This window comes from Pseudomonas chlororaphis subsp. aurantiaca, from assembly GCF_013466605.1.
Classification (GTDB): Bacteria; Pseudomonadota; Gammaproteobacteria; order Pseudomonadales; family Pseudomonadaceae; genus Aquipseudomonas; species Aquipseudomonas chlororaphis_I.
On the sequence record NZ_CP059162.1, the window covers coordinates 683916 to 698469 of the forward strand.

16 protein-coding genes are annotated in these 14554 nt (G+C 64.1%); 7 read left to right on the forward strand and 9 right to left on the reverse strand.

The features are described 5' to 3' along the window. Nucleotides 1-175 precede the first annotated feature (175 nt). From H0I86_RS03000 to H0I86_RS03025, 6 genes are all read right to left on the reverse strand, one after another. A complete protein-coding gene (locus H0I86_RS03000) occupies nucleotides 176-748 on the reverse strand; it encodes a HupE/UreJ family protein (protein WP_180923979.1) in 573 nt (190 codons plus the stop codon). Between the two features lie 36 nt (nucleotides 749-784). Beyond that, nucleotides 785-1399, reverse strand: a complete 615-nt coding sequence (ureG, locus tag H0I86_RS03005) for an urease accessory protein UreG (protein WP_180923980.1) — start codon at nucleotides 1397-1399, stop codon at nucleotides 785-787. A 53-nt stretch (nucleotides 1400-1452) separates the two neighbouring features. After that, complete coding sequence (locus H0I86_RS03010; protein ID WP_180923981.1) at nucleotides 1453-2127, reverse strand: urease accessory protein UreF; 675 nt, start codon at nucleotides 2125-2127, stop codon at nucleotides 1453-1455. Next, a complete protein-coding gene (gene ureE, locus H0I86_RS03015; RefSeq protein ID WP_063428046.1) occupies nucleotides 2124-2624 on the reverse strand; it encodes an urease accessory protein UreE in 501 nt (166 codons plus the stop codon). Before ureE ends, H0I86_RS03010 begins: the two co-directional genes overlap by 4 nt. Nucleotides 2625-2890: 266 nt before the next feature. Beyond that, a complete protein-coding gene (locus tag H0I86_RS03020) occupies nucleotides 2891-3523 on the reverse strand; it encodes a TetR family transcriptional regulator (RefSeq protein ID WP_180925782.1) in 633 nt (210 codons plus the stop codon). A gap of 237 nt (nucleotides 3524-3760) precedes the next feature. Beyond that, nucleotides 3761-4057, reverse strand: coding sequence for a hypothetical protein (locus H0I86_RS03025; RefSeq protein WP_180923982.1), 297 nt, complete (start codon nucleotides 4055-4057; stop codon nucleotides 3761-3763). A 390-nt stretch (nucleotides 4058-4447) separates the two neighbouring features. On the opposite strand from H0I86_RS03025, the gene H0I86_RS03030 reads away from it, so the two are divergent. Continuing rightward, nucleotides 4448-6523, forward strand: a complete 2076-nt coding sequence (locus H0I86_RS03030) for an AsmA family protein (RefSeq protein ID WP_180923983.1) — start codon at nucleotides 4448-4450, stop codon at nucleotides 6521-6523. A 126-nt stretch (nucleotides 6524-6649) separates the two neighbouring features. Here the strand turns inward: H0I86_RS03030 and H0I86_RS03035 are convergent, their stop codons facing one another. Then, a complete protein-coding gene (locus H0I86_RS03035) occupies nucleotides 6650-7561 on the reverse strand; it encodes a LysR substrate-binding domain-containing protein (protein WP_180923984.1) in 912 nt (303 codons plus the stop codon). Between the two features lie 143 nt (nucleotides 7562-7704). Here H0I86_RS03035 and H0I86_RS03040 point away from each other — a divergent pair, with 143 nt between their 5' ends. The 3 genes from H0I86_RS03040 to H0I86_RS03050 all read left to right on the forward strand — a co-directional run bounded on the left by H0I86_RS03040 (nucleotide 7705) and on the right by H0I86_RS03050 (nucleotide 9686). Continuing rightward, nucleotides 7705-8343, forward strand: a complete 639-nt coding sequence (locus H0I86_RS03040) for an FMN-dependent NADH-azoreductase (RefSeq protein WP_180923985.1) — start codon at nucleotides 7705-7707, stop codon at nucleotides 8341-8343. 9 nt (nucleotides 8344-8352) lie between these two features. After that, nucleotides 8353-8658 (forward strand): DMT family transporter, encoded by a 306-nt coding sequence (locus tag H0I86_RS03045; RefSeq protein WP_180923986.1) that lies wholly within the window; start codon nucleotides 8353-8355, stop codon nucleotides 8656-8658. A 137-nt stretch (nucleotides 8659-8795) separates the two neighbouring features. Then, nucleotides 8796-9686, forward strand: a complete 891-nt coding sequence (locus tag H0I86_RS03050) for an esterase/lipase family protein (RefSeq protein ID WP_180923987.1) — start codon at nucleotides 8796-8798, stop codon at nucleotides 9684-9686. 18 nt (nucleotides 9687-9704) lie between these two features. On the opposite strand, the gene H0I86_RS03055 is transcribed toward H0I86_RS03050, so the two are convergent. Next, entirely contained in the window at nucleotides 9705-10592 is an 888-nt protein-coding gene (locus H0I86_RS03055) for a DMT family transporter (protein ID WP_180923988.1), read from the reverse strand. A 96-nt stretch (nucleotides 10593-10688) separates the two neighbouring features. Between H0I86_RS03055 and H0I86_RS03060 the strand changes: the two genes are divergently transcribed. The 3 genes from H0I86_RS03060 (at nucleotide 10689) to H0I86_RS03070 (ending at nucleotide 13032) form a co-directional block, all read left to right on the forward strand. Then, complete coding sequence (locus tag H0I86_RS03060; protein ID WP_180923989.1) at nucleotides 10689-11477, forward strand: AraC family transcriptional regulator; 789 nt, start codon at nucleotides 10689-10691, stop codon at nucleotides 11475-11477. A gap of 71 nt (nucleotides 11478-11548) precedes the next feature. Next, entirely contained in the window at nucleotides 11549-11848 is a 300-nt protein-coding gene (locus H0I86_RS03065) for a PsiF family protein (protein WP_009046733.1), read from the forward strand. A gap of 173 nt (nucleotides 11849-12021) precedes the next feature. After that, a complete protein-coding gene (locus H0I86_RS03070) occupies nucleotides 12022-13032 on the forward strand; it encodes an AI-2E family transporter (protein ID WP_009041944.1) in 1011 nt (336 codons plus the stop codon). 54 nt (nucleotides 13033-13086) lie between these two features. Here the strand turns inward: H0I86_RS03070 and H0I86_RS03075 are convergent, their stop codons facing one another. Continuing rightward, nucleotides 13087-14352: an Hsp70 family protein gene (locus tag H0I86_RS03075; protein ID WP_180923990.1), complete on the reverse strand. Its 1266-nt coding sequence runs from the start codon at nucleotides 14350-14352 to the stop codon at nucleotides 13087-13089. Nucleotides 14353-14554: the final 202 nt, after the last annotated feature.

Consider the following 14554-nt stretch of genomic DNA (forward strand, 5'->3'; position numbering starts at 1 on the left):
TGGCTGGCGTCGTCACGGCAGGGTGGAATGCGCGACATGGTAGCAGAGAAGGCCCCGGGGATCGTGGTGTGCGGGGTAGGAGCGAAGCTTGCTCGCGCTCCGGGCGACGCGGTATGTCGCCAAGAACGCATCGCGGGCAATCGAGCGTCGACCGGCCGCTCCTACAGAGGCAATTTCAGCCGGCCAGCAGCCACACGCCGGTGGCGGCGGATGCCGCACCCGCCAGGCGTACCAGCGGCGCAGCGGCCTGTGGCAGGACCCGTACCACGGCGTAACCGGCCGCATGCAGTGCCGCGGTGGCGGCGACGAAGCCCGCGGCATAGCTCCAGGGGCTGGACATGTCTGGCAGTTCCAGGCCGTGGGCCACGCCGTGGAACAGGGCGAACAGCGCGGTGGCGGCCACCGCCAGGCTCAGCGGCGGGCGCACCGCCAAAGCCACGGCCAGGCCGAGGGCCAGGACCGACGCGGCGATCCCGCTTTCCAGGGCCGGCAGGTTCAGCCCTTTAAAACCCAGCGCGCCGCCGATCAGCATGGTGCCGACGAAGGTGCAGGGCAGTGCCCAGCGCGCTGCGCCTTGCTGCTGCGCGGCCCACAGGCCGACCGCAACCATCGCCAGCAGGTGGTCGAGGCCGCCGATCGGGTGGCTGATGCCGGCCATCAGGCCGTTATCGCCGTGGCCCGGATGAGCGAAGGCCAGGGCGGGAGTCAGCAGCAGGGCGAGGGTGCCGAGAATACGTTTGAGGGTCATGGACAGGCTTCCTTGTTGAGCTTTTGAAAATAACGATCAGGCCGCGGCCAGCAGACCCTGGCGTTCGATAAAGGCGATGATTTCCTCCAGGCCCTGGCCGGTCTTCTGATTGCTGAAGACGAACGGCTTGTCGCCGCGCATGCGCTTGGTATCGCCGTCCATCATCTCCAGCGAAGCGCCGACCAGGGGCGCCAGGTCGATCTTGTTGATCACCAGCAGGTCTGACTTGCAGATGCCCGGGCCGCCCTTGCGCGGCAGCTTGTCGCCCGCCGACACGTCGATCACGTAGATGGTCAGGTCGGACAGCTCGGGGCTGAAGGTCGCCGACAGGTTGTCGCCGCCGGACTCCACCAGAATCAGGTCGAGGCCGGGAAAACGCCGGTTCAACTGGTCCACCGCTTCGAGGTTGATCGAAGCGTCTTCGCGAATCGCCGTGTGCGGGCAGCCGCCGGTTTCCACGCCGATGATGCGCTCGGGCGCCAGGGCCTCGTTGCGCACCAGGAAGTCGGCGTCTTCGCGGGTGTAGATATCGTTGGTCACCACCGCCAGGTTGTAGCGTTCGCGCAGGGCCAGGCACAGGGCCAGGGTCAGGGCGGTCTTGCCGGAGCCCACCGGGCCGCCGATGCCGACACGCAGAGGTTGTGCGTTCATGTGACTCTCCAAAGTAAAAGACACCTAAGTAGAAGGCGCCGAAGTAAAAGGACCTATGAACGGAACAGGCGGCTGTACTGGCGCTCATGGGCCATGCACGCCAGGGACAGGCCGAAGGTGGCGCTGCCGTAATGTTCGGGGTCGAGGTTCGAGGCATTGCGTTGGGCCTGTTGCAACAGCGGCAACAGTTCGCTGGTCAGGCGCTGGGCGGCCTGCTGGCCCAGGGGCAGGGTTTTCATCAGCACCGCCAGCTGGTTTTCCAGCCAGCTCCACAGCCAGGCGGCCAGGGCGTCCTGCGGGCTGATCCGCCAGGCCCGCGCGGCCAGGGCCCAGCCCAGGGCCAGGTGCGGCTCGGCGATCTGCTCGAGAAAGGCGCGGGCCGGCGCATCCAGCTCCGGTAGGCCGTTCAGCAACTGTTGCAGGGAATAGCCCATTTGCCGGCTTTCCTGGTGCAGCTCGCGGGTTTCGCGGCTGGCGCGATGTTCCTGGCACAATTGCAACAGTTGCGCCCAGTCCTCGTCCGCGGTCGCCTGACAATGGGCCAGCAACAGCGGCGCTTCGAAGCGCGCCAGGTTGAGCAGCAACTGGTCGCCGATCCAGCGCCGGGCGCTGTGCGGGTCGTTGACCGTGGCCTGTTCCACGGCCATTTCCAGGCCCTGGGAGTAGCTGTAGCCGCCAATCGGCAGCTGCGGACTGGCCAGGCGCAGCAGGGCCCAGGCGGGATTCATGGGCGGACGCCGAATTGGTGCAGCCGCGGCGCGTAGTTGAAGTCCTCGTCGCCGTGGCGGGAATGATGGTGGCCGCCGCCGTAGGCGCCGTGTTCCGGTTGAAATGGCGCCTCGATGGTTTCGGTGCTGGCGCCGAGCTGTTCGAGCATGGCCTTGAGCACATAGTCGTCCAGCAGGCGCAGCCAGCCATCGCCGACTTGCAGGGCTACGTGGCGGTTGCCCAGGTGATAGGCGGCGCGGGTCAGTTCGAAGGCATTGCGGCAGGTGACATGCAGCAGGGTTTCCGGACGCGCGCAGACCCGCACGATCCGGCCATCCTCGGCCTGCAGGCATTCGCCGTCGTGCAGCGGCGGCTGGCCACGCTCCAGAAACAGCCCGACGTCTTCGCCGTCGGCACTAAAACAGCGCAAGCGGCTTTTGCTGCGGGCTTCGAAGGTCAGGTGCAACTCGGCGGACCAGTCGGGTTGCGGCGCGATTCTGCGATGAATCACCAGCATTAGAAGGCTTCCAGCTATGAGCGATGCAGGGTGTAGAGCAAGTGCCTTGCCAATCGCCCGGTCTGATCGGAAACAGGTGGGAGGCGCCTGAAAATGGGGCAGGTTTCTGTTTTATTTTGTTACAAACTCAAGGGTCGAGCTGATTTATAGCACTGACTTGGTGCGTTGTGCTGTTTTTTGATGCGCGACAGAGCGCCGCTCTGGCGCAAGCCATAGCGGCAGATGAGACGATGGAGGAGGTGGTGCGATTCAGCGAAGCGGCAGGCCTATTCGGTGCTGCCCAGCCCTTGCCAATGCTTGAGGCCGATAAAGATGAAACGCAGCTGCTGGGTGATCTTCGCCTGGGGCGTGAGGTGCTCGGGCAGGGCTTCGGCGGGCGGGTCGATGATGTCCGGCAAGGTGGCGAACACACTTTTGACGATCAGGTCGGCCATCACCGTCAGGTCGGCGATGTTCAGGTGTTTCAGCTTGGGCATCAGGGTCAGGTCGGCCGCCAGGTCGGCGCTGATGTTTTCCCGCAGGCTGGCGATCGCCTGGCGCACCGGCAGCGAACCGCCGTACTGCTCGCGGGCGAGAAACAGGAACTGCGAGCGGTTGGCCGCCACCACGTCGAGGAAGATCCGTACCGAGGCATCGATGATGCCGCCCATGACAAATTCGTTATGGCGCACCAGGCGGATGGTTTCACGGAAGGTCTGGCCGACTTCGCTGACCAGTTCCAGGCCGAGCTGGTCCATATCGGCGAAATGCCGGTAGAAACCGGTCGGCACAATGCCGGCGGTTTTCGCCACTTCGCGCAGGCTCAGGCTGCCGAATCCGCGGCCGCATTCCATCAGGTGGCGGGCAGCGTCCATCAGAGCGTTGCGAGTCTGTTGTTTCTGTTCGGCGCGGGGCAGCATCGGCTGGCTGGTTTTCTGATCAAGAGAGCGGCGCACTCTAGCAAATCAACTTTGCCGGCGTCGAACCCGGTGGGGGCGGTGGGCTGAAGGCGAGGTTTGGATCGGAGCGGTGCGCGCAGAAAAAACGGCGCGGCTCAGGAAAAAACAAAGCCCGATCCAGGGACCGGGCTTTTCTGTAGAGGCATCATAGGCTTGACTCACAGCTGGGTTGCGTTAGGCCAAACGGTCGTTGCCGTCTTAAACCAGACCTTTCTCTTCCAGGCGATCACGGCCGCCTTCAGCTACAGCTTGGCCCAGGGGTGTGCGATCGAAGCCGTCTTCAGCCAGGGTCTGGCCTTGTGGGGTGCGGTCGCTACCGTCGGAAGCCAGGGTCTGGCCTTGTGGGGTGCGGTCGCTGCCATCGGAAGCCAGGGTCTGGGTGAATACCGAGGTGCTCGCTTTGACTTGTGGGGTAGCCTGTTCAGCGGCTGGCAGGGCGAAAGCGTTGGCTGCCAGAATCGAGAGGGTCAGGCTAAGCAGTAATTGGCGTTTCATGATGGGTTGCTCCTTGGGAGGGCGATAAAGTGGGTACGGAGCCAATGTTACGCGCGCTAAATCGATATAAAAGTTCATAAAGACAATGGTAATAATCAACAGAATTGATTGTTCTGTCCGAGGGCTCTAGATCGGGCGTTTCCGAAGAAGGGTTTTGCACCGGGGTGGGTATTTTCGACCCATCTGCGCCTCGCAAAAGTGCGGCGGCGGTAACGCCAACCTGGCGCTTCGGTCAAAAAAGTCCGTGCTTTTGTGTCTGATTCGCGGCTTTTGGGTTAAACCTGCGGGCCGTTTGTCAGTCGTAGTTTTCATGACCGGTGGATTTCAACCCCGGCAGTTCACAGGGGCGTCGTTATCCCGGCGCCCGCCAGTAGTCAGGAGCCCTGTGCAATGACGCGCACTCGTAAAATTCTCGCCTGGACAGTCGGTAGCCTTTTCCTGCTGCTGGCCGTGCTGGTACTGATCATCGCGTTCTTCGATTGGAACCGGATCAAGCCGCCACTCAATGCCAAAGTCTCCGAAGAACTGCATCGCCCCTTCGCCATCAACGGCAACCTGGCGGTGATCTGGCAGCGCGAGCTCGACGAAGGCGGCTGGCGGGCCTGGGTGCCGTGGCCGCACGTGGTGGCCGAAGACCTGACCCTGGGCAACCCCGAGTGGTCCAAGGCGCCGCAGATGGTCAGCCTCAAGCGCGTCGAATTGCGTATTTCACCCCTGGCATTGCTGGCGCAGCGCGTGCGCATTCCGCGTATCGACCTCACCGAGCCGAATGCCGCCCTCGAGCGCCTGGCCGACGGCCGCGCCAACTGGACTTTCCAGTTCGACCCGAAAGACCCGAACGCCGAACCCTCCAACTGGGTGGTGGACATCGGCGCCATCGGCTTCGACAAAGGGCATGTCATCCTCAATGACCAAAGCCTGAAAACCCGCCTCGACCTGTTGATCGACCCGCTGGGCAAGCCGATTCCGTTCAGCGACATCGTCGGCGACAAGGCGGCGAAGAAAGCCGAGGAGAAGGGTGCAGCTCCCCAGTCCTACGCCTTTGCCTTCAAGGCCAAGGGGCAATATCACGGCCAGGCCCTGGCCGGCTCCGGCAAGATCGGCGGCCTGCTGGCGCTGCAGGACGCGAGCAAGCCGTTCCCGCTGCAGGTGCAGGCAACGATCGGCGATACCCGCGTCGAACTGGCCGGCACCCTGACCGATCCGCTCAACCTCGGCGCGCTGGATCTGCGCATGAAGCTCGCCGGCACCAGCCTGAGCAACCTGTACCCGCTGACCGGCGTGACCCTGCCGGACTCGCCGGCCTATGCCACCGATGGCCACCTGAGCGCGCAGTTACGCGAAGCGGCCGGGGCGAAGTTCCAGTACCAAGACTTCAACGGCAAGATCGGCGACAGCGACATTCACGGCAACCTGACCTACGTCGCCAGCCAGCCGCGGCCCAAGCTGACCGGCACGCTGGTGTCCAATAAGTTGCTGTTCAGCGACCTGGCGCCGCTGATCGGTGCCGACTCCAACGCCGAGCAGAAGGCCCGTGGCGGCGACAGCAAGCAGCCGGCGGACAAGGTGCTGCCGGTGGAAGAGTTCCGCACCGAGCGCTGGCGCGACATGGACGCCGATGTCGAATTCACCGGCAAGCGCATCGTCCAAAGCGCCGATTTGCCCTTCACCGACCTGTACACCCACCTGGTGCTCGACGACGGCCACTTGAGCCTGGAGCCCCTGCGTTTCGGCGTGGCCGGCGGCAAGCTGGATGCGCAGATTCGCCTCAACGGCCAGGCTACGCCGCTGGAAGGCCGGGCCAAATTGACGGCGCGCAACTTCAAGCTCAAGCAGCTGTTCCCGACCTTCGAGTTGATGAAAACCAGTTTCGGCGAACTCAACGGCGATGCCGATCTCGCCGGGCGCGGCAACTCGGTGGCGGCCCTGCTCGGCAGCGCCAACGGCGATCTGAAGATGTTGATCAACGACGGTGCCATCAGCCGCAGCCTGATGGAAATCGCCGGGCTCAACGTCGGCAACTATGTGATCGGCAAGATGTTTGGCGACAAGGAAGTGAAGATCAATTGCGCCGCCGCCGACTTCGGTATCAAGACCGGCCTGGCCACCACTCGCCTGTTCGTGTTCGATACCGAGAACGCGATCGTCTACATCGACGGCACCGCGAACATGGCCAGCGAGCAGCTGGACCTGACCATCACTCCGGAATCCAAGGGCCTGCGCCTGTTCTCCCTGCGCTCGCCGCTCTATGTGCGAGGCAAGTTCATCAAGCCGGAGGCCGGGGTCGAGGCGGTGCCGCTGATGTTGCGCGGCGCCGGCATGGTGGCGCTGGGGGTGGTCGCCGGGCCGGCGGCCGGGTTGCTGGCGCTGGTGGCGCCGAGCGGCGGCGAGCCGAACCAGTGCGCGCCGCTGCTCGAGCAGATGCGTTCGGGCAAGGCGCCGGTGGCGGTCAAGCCGACACGCTAAGGCTCGCTTTTCTGTAGGAGCAGCCGGTCGACGCTCGATTGCTCGCGATGAACGATAACGCGGTACTACAGATATTCCGCGGTGCCTGGATCGCGGGCAAGCCTCGCTCCTGCCTGCCAAGGGCAATCAGCCGGCGGCGAGCATCGGATGCCCGGCCGCCTGGGCCTCTTCGCGCAGCCACTGGAAAAACGCCCGTACCGGCGGATGCCGTTCACGCCCAGGCACGCACAAGGCGCTGTAGCCTGCGCCGTCGACATAGATCTGCGGGCGATACGGCACCAGCAAGCCGCTGGCCACGCTCTCCGACACCAGGATATTGCTGGCCAGCACCAGGCCCTGGCCGGCAATGGCCGCCTGCAGGGCGTAGTGTTCCTCGTCGTATTCGCGAAACACCGGGCGATCCTGCATCCAGCTTTCCTGCGCCTTGTCGCACCAGGCCTCCCAGCCATGGGCATAGAGCTTGGAGTTGTGCCAGCGCACGCTGATCAGTGTCGGCGTTTGCTCGCGGGCCTGGACCACCTGCTCCGGCGAGCCGTAGACCGCGAAGCACTCGTCGAACAGGCACAACCCATAGAGACTGGGGTAGTCGTCCAGGCTGTAGCGGATCACCAGGTCGACGCTCGCGTCCTGCTGCAGGTCGATGACCTCGCAGTTGGTGTCCAGGCGCAGGTTGATGTTCGGGTGCCGGGCATAAAAACGGCCCAGGCGCGGCACCAGCCACAACGCAGCGAAGGCCGGCGTGGTGGAGATCATCAGGTTCGCGCCGCTGCGTTGCGGACGCAGGCTGTCGACGCTCTGCGCCACTTCCAGCAAGGCGCCGTGCAGGCTGTGGAACAGGCGCTCGCCGCATTCGGTCAGGCGCACCTGGCGTGGCAGGCGCTGGAACAGCGGCACGCCCAGCCAGCTTTCCAGGGAGCGGATCTGGTGGGAAATCGCCGTGGGCGTGACCGACAGTTCCTCGGCGGCGGCCTTGAAACTCAGGAGTCGGGACGCCGATTCGAAGGCGCGCAAAGCGGTCAGCGGCAGGTTGGCAAACATAAAGGGTCACCTTATGGATGAGATGGATTCATCCTGATCAACTATTGCTCATTTGTTCCGGGGAGTCGGCATCAATAGCTTTACTCCTCGCCCAGGAAGGCTTTTTACGGTCTTCCAGAATGATCCAGGATGAGGAATGACAGATGAGCAGAATTCTAGCAGTACATGGCAGCCCCCGTGGCGAACGCTCCCATTCGCGGCGGCTGACGGAACGCTTTCTCCAGGCCTGGCTCGAGGCCCATCCCCAGGGCCAACTGACCCGTCGGGAAGTCGGCCGCGCTTCGCTGCCCCATGTCAGCGAGGCCTTCGTCGCCGCGGCGTTTTATCCCGAGCCGCAGGCGCGGCCCTTGTCGATGCAGGCTGACCTGGCCCTGAGCGACGAGCTGGTGACGGAGTTGCTGGAGCATGAGCTGCTGGTGATCTCGGCGCCGATGTACAACTTCAGCGTGCCCAGCGGCCTCAAGGCCTGGGTCGACCAGATCGTGCGCCTGGGCCTGACCTTCAATACCGTCCAGGACAATGGCATCGCCCAGTACGAGCCGCTGGTGCGGGGTAAGAAAGCGCTGATCGTCACCAGCCGCGGCGGCTTCGGCTTCGGCCCGGGTAGCGAGCTGGAAGCCATGAACCACGCCGATCCGTGGTTGCGCACCGCGCTGGGCTTTATCGGGATCGAGGACGTCACGGTGGTCGCGGCCGAAGGCGAGGAGTCGGCCGAGCGCACGTTCCAGGTGTCCTGCGCCGAAGCCGAGCAACGCCTGCTGGCGCTGGCGCGGACCTTCTGAGGAGGCGACATGGCCTGGCTGTTCTTGCTGATCGCCGCCGCCTTCGAAGTCACCTTCGCCATGGGTATGAAGTACGCCGAGGGCTTCACCCGGCTCTGGCCGTCGCTGCTGACGGTGGCCGCCGCGCTGGGCGGCATCTACTTCCTGACCCTGGCGATGCGTGAACTGCCGGTGAGCATCGCCTACCCGATCTGGACCGCCATCGGCTCCCTGGGCACGGTGTTCCTCGGTTTTGCCTTGCTGGGGGAGAGCCTGACGCTGGTCAAGCTGCTGTCGGTGGGGCTGATCGTGGCCGGGGTGGTGGGGCTGAAGTAGAAGGGGGATGGATCCCGGGGAATGTCATACAGTGGTCGTGAAGCTGTCATCTTGGCTGTCGATGCTCTTGGCTGCTGTCTGCATCCAGCCTCGGGCGCCGCGGTCCCTGATACAAGTCCGATCACAAGGATGTTCCCATGTCCCAAGAGCTTGCCACGCGCTACCCGCTGGTCCTGGTCCCCGGCATGCTGGGGTTTATCCGGCTGGTGCTGTACTCCTACTGGTTCGGCATCGAGTCGGCGTTGCGTCGCGGCGGGGCCACGGTGATTGCGGTGCAGGTTTCGCCGCTGCATAGCACCGAGGTGCGCGGCGAGCAGTTGCTGGAGCGGATCGAGGAGATCCGCCGCGAAACCGGCGCCGACAAGGTCAACCTGATCGGCCACAGCCAGGGGGCGCTCACCGCCCGCTATGCCGCGGCCAAGCGACCGGATTGGGTGGCCTCGGTGACCTCGGTGGCCGGGCCCAATCATGGCTCGGAGCTGGCCGACTACATCGAGCGCCACCATTCCATCGACACCCTGCGCGGGCGGGTGCTGAGTTTTATCCTGCGGGTGATTGCCGTGTTGATGTGCTGGCTGGACACCGGCTATCGCGGGCCGAAGCTGCCGGCGGATATCCACGCCTCGCACCGCTCGCTGACCAGCGAGGGCGTGGCGCTGTTCAACCGCCAGTATCCCCAGGGGCTGCCGGAAACCTGGGGCGGGCAGGGGCCGGAAGAGGTCAACGGGGTGCGCTACTACTCCTGGTCCGGCACCTTGCAGCCGGGCAAGACCAATCGTGGGCGCAACCTGTTCGACGGCACCAATCGCAGTTGCCGGCTGTTCGCCAGGACCTTCGTCCGCGAAGCCGGGCAGTGCGATGGCATGGTCGGCCGCTACAGCTCGCACCTGGGCACGGTGATTGGCGACGATTACCCCCTGGACCACTTCGATATCGTCAACCAGTCGCTGGGGCTGGTGGGCCGGGGCGCCGAGCCGATCCGGCTGTTCGTCGAGCATGCGCAGCGGTTGAAGGCGGCGGGGGTGTGAGGCTTGCGATAGCGCCGCTCAGGCAACGCTGACCTTGCGCCCCAGCACCGTGGTCCAGCGTTCCGACAGGATCACCCCGCCCAGGGTCAGCACTCCGCCCACCAGGTGATACAGCGCCAGCTGTTCATGCAGCACCACGGCGGCAATCAGCGCGGTAATCAGCGGCAGCAGGTTGAAGAACAGCGTGGTGCGGCTCGGCCCCAGGCGTACCACCGCCTGCATCCAGGCCAGCGGCGCGAGCATCGAGGCCAGCAGGCAGGCGTAGAGCACCAGGGGAATGTTGTGCAGGGTCAGGCCGGTTTTCGGCGAGGCCAAAAACAGCGGAAACAGCACCACCACGGCCACCAGCACCTGCAGGTACAGCAGTACCAGCGGCGGCAGGCGCAACTGCCATTTTTTCAGCAGGGTGCTGTAGATCGCGTAGGCCAGGGTGGCGATCAGCATCATCGCGTCGCCCAGGTTCACGCCGTGTTCCAGCAGCACGTCGAGGCTGCCGGACGACACCACCACCAGCACCCCGGCAAACGACAGCACCGCACCGACCAGGGCGCCGGCCGTCAGGCGCTGGCCGAGGCTGGCGATCGCCATGGCCAGCGACATCAGCGGCATCAGCGAAAGAATGATGCCCATGTTGGTGGCCGAGGTCAGTGTCGCGGCGAAGTAGGCGAGGCTCTGGTACACCGCCATGCCCAGCACGCCGAGGATGAAGATCTTGCCCAGGTTCGGGCGAATCACCGCCCAATGGGCGACCACCGCCTTGAGCATGAACGGCGTGAACAGCAGGCCGGCCAGCAGCCAGCGATAGAAACCGATCTCCGCGGGGAAGATCGCCCCGACCGCCAGCTTGTTGATGACGGTATTGCCGGCCCAGATAAAGACGGCCAGTAACGGATAGGCGTATTGCATGAGGAAAACCAGAACGTTGATGAAGGGTGATTATCCATCTGTCTGGATCCAAGCCTATACTTCGATCCAGACAATCCGCCCTTGAATCCGGACAGCATGAGCAAAAAACACATCGACCTGCTGCCTTTCAGCGGTCTGCCGGCCCCGGTGTACTTCCGCTACGCCGATTTCGACGCCCACAGCCATGCGCTGGAACATCGCCACCCCTGGGGCTGCCTGGAGTATTCGGCCCACGGCGTGATGCACATGGAGATCGCCGGCCAGCGCTTCATGTCGCCGCCGCAGTACGCCATCTGGATTCCGCCAGGCACCGAGCACAGCTTCTACAGCCCACAGCCGATCGTGTACCGCGCCGTGTACCTGGCCCCGGAGCTGTGCCGGGTGCTGCCGCAGCAGGCCTGCACCCTGGCCATCAGCGACATTCTCAAGGCGATCCTCAAGGACTTCGCCGCGCGCGACGTACAGATCCCCGAGCAGGAAGCGGACAGCCGCCTGGCCCAGGTAATGCTCGATCAGTTGCAGCAGGCGCCGGTGCATGACGGTTACCTGCCTTATGCCAGTAGCCCGGCCTTGCTCGGTGTGCTGGAGGCATTGCAGGCCGCCCCGGGGGATAACCGCGCGCTGGCCGATTGGGCGCGGCAGATCCATGTCAGCGAACGCACCCTGGCCCGGCAATTCGTGCGCGAACTGGGCATGAGTTTTGGCGAGTGGCGCCAGCGCCTGCGCTTCCTGGCGTCCATCGAGGCGCTGGACAGTGCGTGCAGTGTCCAGGAGGTGGCGTTCGACATGGGCTACAGCACCGCCTCGGCGTTTATCGCGATGTTCCAGCGCCAGGCTGGCTGCACGCCCGAGCAGTACCGGCGCACCAGCCTACAGAACAGGTGAACCTGTAACAGGGTTTGTCTACACTGCGCTGGAGGCCGCGCCCGTCGGTGCGGTAACAAGGAGAAAACTCCATGAAGATGCTGCGTATCCCTTTGTTGATGGTTGGTCTGTTGCTCTGTTCCCAAGGATTTGCCGCCACCGCCCAGCAGAACAAGATGACCACTTGCAACGCCGATGCCACCGCAAAAGCCCTCAAGGGCGATGAACGCAAAGCCTTTATGAGCACCTGCCTGAAAGCCACCCCGGCTGCCGCGGCAACCCCATCCACCCCGCAGGAACGGATGAAGACCTGCAACGCCGACGCCACCGCCAAAGCCCTCAAGGGCGATGAGCGCAAGACCTTCATGAGCACCTGCCTGAAGAAGCAATAACTTTCTCCCACTCTGGCGCGAGCTTGTTCACGATCCGGTCGCGGCGGTTTGCCTGACACACCCTGTATCGTTGATCGCCAGCAAACCCGCGCCTGTCGGCCCCGGCGCCTCTCGCATCGTCAGTGCAACGCTGGCAGACTGCCAATCCTTTCACGCTGTTTGTTTGAGGCTGTATGCCAACGTTTTCTCAGCGTCATCTGTTGTTGTTCAGTTGGGTGATCATCTTCGGCGGCCTGTTGCTGGTAATACCATTGCGGCTGTTACCGAGCCTGCTGGCGGGCCTGCTGGTGTTCGAACTGGTCAACATGCTCACCCCGCAACTGCAACGGCTGATCGAAGGTCGGCGGGCGCGCTGGTTGGCGGTGGCCCTGCTCGGCACCCTGGTGGTCAGCGTGCTGACGCTGCTGTTCGCCGGCGCTATCAGCTTCCTGCTGCACGAAGCGGAGAACCCGGGGGCTTCCCTGGACAAATTCATGACGGTGGTGGACAAGGCGCGCGGCCAGCTGCCGCCGTTCCTCGACTCCTATCTGCCGGCCAGCGCGGCGGAGTTCCAGGTGGCCATCGGCGCCTGGGCCAGCAAGCACTTGAGCGAGCTGCAACTGGTGGGCAAGGACGCGGCGCACATGTTCGTGACCTTGCTGATCGGCATGGTGCTGGGGGCGATCATCGCCTTGCAGCGCGTGCCTGACCTGACCAAACGCAAGCCGCTGGCGGCCGCGCTGTTCGACCGTCTGCACCTGCTGGTCCAGGCCTTTCGCAACATCGTGTTCGCGCAGATCAAGATTTCCCTGCTCAACACCTTCTTCACCGGGATCTTCCTCGCGCTGATCCTGCCGATGTTCGGCGTCAAACTGCCGCTGACCAAGACGCTGATCGTGCTGACCTTCCTGCTGGGGCTGTTGCCGGTGATCGGCAACCTGATCTCCAACACCCTGATCACCATCGTCGGCATGTCGCTGTCGATCTGGGTGGCCGCGGCGGCGCTGGGCTACCTGATTTTTATCCACAAGCTGGAATACTTCCTCAACGCGCGGATCGTCGGCGGGCAGATCAGTGCCAAGTCCTGGGAGCTGCTGTTGGCGATGCTGGTGTTCGAGGCGGCGTTCGGCTTGCCGGGGGTAGTGGCCGGGCCGATCTATTACGCCTACTTGAAGAGCGAATTGAAGCAGGCGGGGTTGGTTTGAGCTGACGCTATCCCTGTAGCCGCAGCCTGCGGCAGCGGCTACAGGGGAGGGCGTTTAGCCGTAGCGTTTCTTCGCTTCGATGGCCAGGCCGCTGCCGATGCTGCCGAAGATGTTGCCTTCGACGTGGCGTGCGTTGGGCAGCATGTCCGCGACGCTCTGGCGCAGGGCCGGGATGCCGCTGGAGCCGCCGGTGAAGAACACCGTATCGACCTGGCCGACACCGACATTGGCATCGCCCAGCAGCTGCGTGACGCTGCCGCGGATGCGTTCCAGAAGGCTGTCGATGGACGACTCGAACAGCGCCCGGTTCAGGTCCACGCTCAGGCCGGCCTCGATGCGGTCCAGAGGCACCACGCGGTTATCGGCGTGGGTCAGCTGGATCTTGGTCTCTTCCACTTCCATGGCCAGCCAGTGTCCGGCACGCTGCTCGATCAGCTTGAACAGGCGGTCGATGCCGCCGGTGTCTTCGATGTCGTAGCGCATGCTGCCCAGGGCCAGTTGGGACTTCTGCGAATACACCGAGTTGATGGTGTGCCAGGTCGCCAGGTTCATGTGGGTGCTGGTGGGCATGTAGGCGCCGCTCTTCATCCGGCTGCCGTAGCCGAACAGCGGCATCAGGCCGGCCAGTGAAAGCTGCTTGTCGAAATCGGTCCCGCCGATGTGCACGCCGCCGGTGGCGAGGATGTCCTCGTGGCGGTTGTCCAGGCCACGGCGCTCGGGCGACAGGCGCACCAGGGAGAAGTCGGAAGTACCACCGCCGATGTCGACGATCAGCACCAGCTCTTCGCGTTCGATGGTCGACTCGTAGTCGAAGGCCGCGGCAATCGGCTCGTACTGGAAGGAGACTTCCTTGAAGCCCAGCTTGCGCGCCACTTCCACCAGGGTGTCCTGGGCCTCCTGGTCGGCGGCGGCGTCGTCATCGACGAAAAACACCGGGCGGCCCAGCACCACTTCCTCGAACTCCCGGCCGGCGGCGGCTTCGGCGCGGCTCTTGAGCTGGCCGATGAACAGGCCCAGCAGGTCCTTGAACGGCATCGCCGTGCCCAGCACGCTGGTGTCGTGCTTGATCAGCTTGGAGCCCAGCAGGCTCTTCAGCGAGCGCATCAGCCGACCTTCGTAGCCTTCCAGGTACTCGTGCAGCGCCAGGCGGCCATACACCGGACGGCGTTCTTCGATGTTGAAGAAGACCACCGACGGCAGGGTGATCTTGTCGTCTTCCAGTGCAATCAGCGTTTCCATGCCGGGGCGCAGCCAGCCGACCGTGGAGTTGGACGTGCCGAAGTCGATACCGCAGGCACGGGCCGCAGATGCGTTTTTCATGTCTTTCGAGTTCCGGTTGGAAAAAACGGCCGCGCAGTGTATGCCAGTCGTTCGCAGAATCGAAGGCCGACTATCCGCTAAATCGAAACCCGCAAGCCTTGAAAGACTATTCTTCACCCCAAACTTGCAGGCATGGGCCGGGCAGCCATCGGGCGGTCGCAAGAACCGCCGCCAACTGCCGATAAACTTCTGCTGCGCCGCG

What these genes read in the sequence shown, in the direction of transcription:
- H0I86_RS03000 (WP_180923979.1), bottom strand. Translation starts at nt 748, where the DNA reads ATGACCCTCAAACGTATTCTCGGCACCCTCGCCCTGCTGCTGACTCCC.
- ureG (WP_180923980.1), bottom strand. Translation starts at nt 1,399, where the DNA reads ATGAACGCACAACCTCTGCGTGTCGGCATCGGCGGCCCGGTGGGCTCC.
- H0I86_RS03010 (WP_180923981.1), bottom strand. Translation starts at nt 2,127, where the DNA reads ATGAATCCCGCCTGGGCCCTGCTGCGCCTGGCCAGTCCGCAGCTGCCG.
- ureE (WP_063428046.1), bottom strand. Translation starts at nt 2,624, where the DNA reads ATGCTGGTGATTCATCGCAGAATCGCGCCGCAACCCGACTGGTCCGCC.
- H0I86_RS03020 (WP_180925782.1), bottom strand. Translation starts at nt 3,523, where the DNA reads ATGCTGCCCCGCGCCGAACAGAAACAACAGACTCGCAACGCTCTGATG.
- H0I86_RS03025 (WP_180923982.1), bottom strand. Translation starts at nt 4,057, where the DNA reads ATGAAACGCCAATTACTGCTTAGCCTGACCCTCTCGATTCTGGCAGCC.
- H0I86_RS03030 (WP_180923983.1), top strand. Translation starts at nt 4,448, where the DNA reads ATGACGCGCACTCGTAAAATTCTCGCCTGGACAGTCGGTAGCCTTTTC.
- H0I86_RS03035 (WP_180923984.1), bottom strand. Translation starts at nt 7,561, where the DNA reads ATGTTTGCCAACCTGCCGCTGACCGCTTTGCGCGCCTTCGAATCGGCG.
- H0I86_RS03040 (WP_180923985.1), top strand. Translation starts at nt 7,705, where the DNA reads ATGAGCAGAATTCTAGCAGTACATGGCAGCCCCCGTGGCGAACGCTCC.
- H0I86_RS03045 (WP_180923986.1), top strand. Translation starts at nt 8,353, where the DNA reads ATGGCCTGGCTGTTCTTGCTGATCGCCGCCGCCTTCGAAGTCACCTTC.
- H0I86_RS03050 (WP_180923987.1), top strand. Translation starts at nt 8,796, where the DNA reads ATGTCCCAAGAGCTTGCCACGCGCTACCCGCTGGTCCTGGTCCCCGGC.
- H0I86_RS03055 (WP_180923988.1), bottom strand. Translation starts at nt 10,592, where the DNA reads ATGCAATACGCCTATCCGTTACTGGCCGTCTTTATCTGGGCCGGCAAT.
- H0I86_RS03060 (WP_180923989.1), top strand. Translation starts at nt 10,689, where the DNA reads ATGAGCAAAAAACACATCGACCTGCTGCCTTTCAGCGGTCTGCCGGCC.
- H0I86_RS03065 (WP_009046733.1), top strand. Translation starts at nt 11,549, where the DNA reads ATGAAGATGCTGCGTATCCCTTTGTTGATGGTTGGTCTGTTGCTCTGT.
- H0I86_RS03070 (WP_009041944.1), top strand. Translation starts at nt 12,022, where the DNA reads ATGCCAACGTTTTCTCAGCGTCATCTGTTGTTGTTCAGTTGGGTGATC.
- H0I86_RS03075 (WP_180923990.1), bottom strand. Translation starts at nt 14,352, where the DNA reads ATGAAAAACGCATCTGCGGCCCGTGCCTGCGGTATCGACTTCGGCACG.